The 3,552-nt window shown below is 58.3% G+C and carries 3 protein-coding genes and 1 pseudogene; all 4 read left to right on the plus strand.

From position 1 onward, the window contains the following. The first annotated feature begins 223 nt into the window (after window positions 1-223). A pseudogene (locus tag JMA46_RS16590) lies at window positions 224-1,617 on the plus strand (IS1380 family transposase). 158 nt (window positions 1,618-1,775) lie between these two features. Continuing rightward, window positions 1,776-2,528: a hypothetical protein gene (locus tag JMA46_RS16595; protein ID WP_207346455.1), complete on the plus strand. Its 753-nt coding sequence runs from the start codon at window positions 1,776-1,778 to the stop codon at window positions 2,526-2,528. Between the two features lie 15 nt (window positions 2,529-2,543). Beyond that, window positions 2,544-3,011, plus strand: coding sequence for a hypothetical protein (locus JMA46_RS16600; protein WP_207346456.1), 468 nt, complete (start codon window positions 2,544-2,546; stop codon window positions 3,009-3,011). Window positions 3,012-3,181: 170 nt separating this feature from the next. Next, on the plus strand, window positions 3,182-3,552 hold a 371-nt coding region (locus tag JMA46_RS16605), incomplete at its 3' end, for a transposase (RefSeq protein WP_247647397.1).

A 3,552-nucleotide genomic window follows, 5' to 3' on the forward strand; every position in this document is an offset into this window, starting at 1 on the left:
CGTCGCCCAGGAACTCAACGCACGCCCACGCAAAACGCTCAACTGGAATACACCAGCCGAGCAACTTCATGATCTACTGATAACCAACTAAACACCAGGTGTTGCAACGACCCCTAGAATTCAAGCTCTGGGGTTGCCCGGCGGTTTAAACACGAAATGCCCGCCTTCGGGCAAATTGGACTTACCACAGAACAATTTCCCGAAAATGAAGGGCATCTCGCAGATGCAAGTTTCCCATACCCATGCCGCCGTGTCAGTTTCCTTTGATGAGGAGAACCTTGTGTCGCCCACGGGCCTTGCCCCGGTGATGCGGCTGGCCGAGGATGCTGGCCTACATTCACTGGCTGATCAATGGTTGTCCGTGCCGACGGATAAAGGAGCGAACGCTGGGTTGAAGGTCGCGGCCCTGGTGGTGGGCATGGTCGCCGGAGCTGATTCGATTGATGACATGGCCTTGCTCCGCCACGGCGGGATGAAGAAGATCTTCAAGGGTTGCTATGCCCCGTCAACGCTGGGCTCGTTCCTGCGCGCTTTCACCTTCGGGCACGTGAAGCAATTGGATGCTGTGGCCTCCCGGCTCCTGATCAACCTGTCCCGGACGGCGCCCCTGTTCGGGGATCCATCCGGGAAGGACTTCCTTTTCGTGGATGTTGATGACACGATCATCGAGGTTCACCGCTACCAGAAACAGGGCTCCGGTTACGGCTACTCCGGCGTCCGCGGCCTGAACGCCGTGCTCGCCACCGCCTCCAGGGAGGACACGGCACCGGTGATCATCGCCCAGCGCCTGCGCAAGGGAGCCGCGAACTCGGCCCGCGGCGCGAAGAAATTCGTCACCGAGGCCTTGGGGACCATCAAACGCACCGGCGCCACCGGCCCGGTGTTGTGTCGTTTTGATTCGGCCTACTACGGCTACCCCGCGGTATCGGCGGTCTTGGCCGGTGGCGCCGATGTCTCTGTCACAGTGCGCATGGATCCGGCCGTCAAACGGGCCATTGCCGCCATCGGTGCGGATGCGTGGCCGCCGATCCGATACACGAACGCGGTCTACGACGAAGACACCCAAACATGGGTGTCAGCGGCGGAAGTCGCTGACATCCCCTTCACCGCGTTCTCCTCCAGGAAGCAGGCCGAGCAGGTCGCCGGACGCCTGGTCGTGCGCCGCATCCCGGAACTGAACCCGAAAGCCACCAAAGTCCAGCCAACACTCTTTGACACGCACCGCTTCCATGCCTTCTTCACCACCGTGGCCACGCAGAAGCTGGACGCGGTTGCCGCCGACAAAGTCCATCGCAAGCACGCCCGGATCGAGCAAGTCAACGCCGATCTCAAAGACAGCGCCCTGGCCCACCTGCCCTCGGGAAATTCGCCGCAAACTCTGCCTGGCTCGTCGCCGTGGTCATGGCCTACAACCTCACCCGCACCGCCGGGATACTCGCCGCCGGCCAATTCACCAAGGCCAGGACCGGCACGATCCGCCGCAAAATCATCAATGTCCCGGCCCGGATAGCCTCCAGCGCCCGACGCCAACAGTTTCACCTGCCCCAAGACTGGCCCTGGCAAACCGAATGGGAGAACCTCTTCACCGCCACCCACGCACCGCCGCGAGCCGCGTAAAACCCATCAACACAGCCATTCCGGCCCAACACAAGGAACCAGAAAGTGGAACACCACCGGCAGCGAGGCCGGCCCCCGGGCTGCCCAAAACCACAAGATCACCGAAAATTCAGATTCAGACAATCTCCAAAACGGATCGGTGGATCAAGGCTAAGTGGGTGGAACAGCGGAACCACAACGGGCTGTACTCACATTTGAAGCCGACGTCGGATGTTTTTTGGGAACGCCTGCGCCAAGCGGAACTCGCCCACGACAATCTGGCGATCGGCAAGTTGGAGGAGTTCCGGTCAACGGCGACAGCGTTTAACAGGGCATACGACTTCTTCTCCCAGATCATCAACTACCAGGACACCCGAATCGAAATGCTGGCGATCTATGTGAAGCTGTTGGCGAAGAAGATTCGGCCCGGTGCTTCCGGAAACTCCCTCGACCTCTCGGACGTGGTCCTGACGCATTACGCGTTGAAGAAGCAAGAAGACACCGATCTGAAACTCGTTGATGGCCAAGGGCAGGGTTTGAACGGGATCACTGAATCGGGTTCCGGTGTTGCGCGGGAGAAGAAGCTCGGCACGTGGGAAACATTGATTGACCGGATCAACAAGCTGTTCGAAGGTGTCGGCATTTCCGATGAGGACCAAATCAATGCCATTTCATCCATCATGGTCCACACAGAGACCAACGAACAGCTGCAGCGTGAGGCCATAGCCAACGGCCCTGCCGACTTCGCTTCCTCGCCGTCGCTGACCGACGTCGTCGAGGAGGTTATCTACACGGCAGGGGAGGGCCATCAAAAAGCCATCAATGCGCTGCTGGAGATGGCCGACTCCGGAAAACTGGTGGAAGTGCTGCTGCTGGGCGGGCTGCAAGAAAGAACGAGAATGAAGGCTATCGACGCCGTGGAACTCGACTAGCCGATAGGACTTGCCATGCAAGAAATTTGGGAAGCGGTGTCCGCGGTTGCGTCGGCACTTACAGCACTGGCCGTTAGCTTCGCGATTATGCAACTTGTCACGGCAAGGAAGCAACGCCATCTGGAATTTGAACTTGTCTACATTCAGCGCTATCGGGCTCTCATTGACGAGCTCTCCTTCGACATCGGATCCGAGGTGGAGATTGAGGTCTTGAATCCACGGGACAGGAAATTGAGTTTGCAATACCTGAGACTTTGCGAAGATCAGTTGGACGTGCGGAAACGAAAGTTTGTTACAGACGAAACATGGGAAATTTGGCGGGAGGGCATTCGGCTGCAGATCGGACGTCAACCCTTCTTGGCTCTGATGAATCCGGACATTATTGGAAAACTCGATTGGCTGCCGGGCCTCGCGCCCAGCCCTCGTGTATTCGACCCTCTCGCGATGTCTACAGTAAAGACGCGCTGGTACGGGCTCAGATAAGGGAGTATCTGATCGCTGGACTGAGGCTCCGCCCTGCTGTTAGACCACCATCGAGTTCATTCCGTCGAACAGTGGATTTACTAGGTGCGTGGGTCAGTAGTCGGTGATTGATTTTTAAAACGCCGGGGGATTAACCGGGGTTTTGGTGGGTGGCTGGGAGAATTAGGGGTATGGATGTTGGTGCCCAGGACGGCCTTTTTGATGAGTCAGCGATTGAACGTGTGCCGGTTGTTGATGACGGCCGTATCGATGCCAATGGTGGGGTGAATAAACGCTTCAAAGCTTTTGAGCCTGACGCGGTGATGCTGGTACCGCCGTCCTTGGATGAGTGGCTGCCCCAGGATCATCTGGCCCGGTTCATCGGAGAGCTTGTGGATGAGGAACTGGACCTGGACCGGTTCTATAAGGCCTATGCGAAGGCGAAGGGTCAGCCGCCCTATGACCCGCGGTTGATGTTGCGGATCGTGTTGTACGGGTATTGCGTCGGGGTCCGTTCCTCCCGGGAGCTGGAGCGGGCGTGTACTGATGTGGTGGCTTTTCG

The organism is Arthrobacter sp. E3, assembly GCF_017353415.1.
Lineage (GTDB): Bacteria > Actinomycetota > Actinomycetes > Actinomycetales > Micrococcaceae > Specibacter.

Bases quoted from the DNA above. Each gene is read 5' to 3' on its own strand.
- JMA46_RS16600 (WP_207346456.1), top strand. From the start codon at position 2,544: ATGCAAGAAATTTGGGAAGCGGTGTCCGCGGTTGCGTCGGCACTTACA.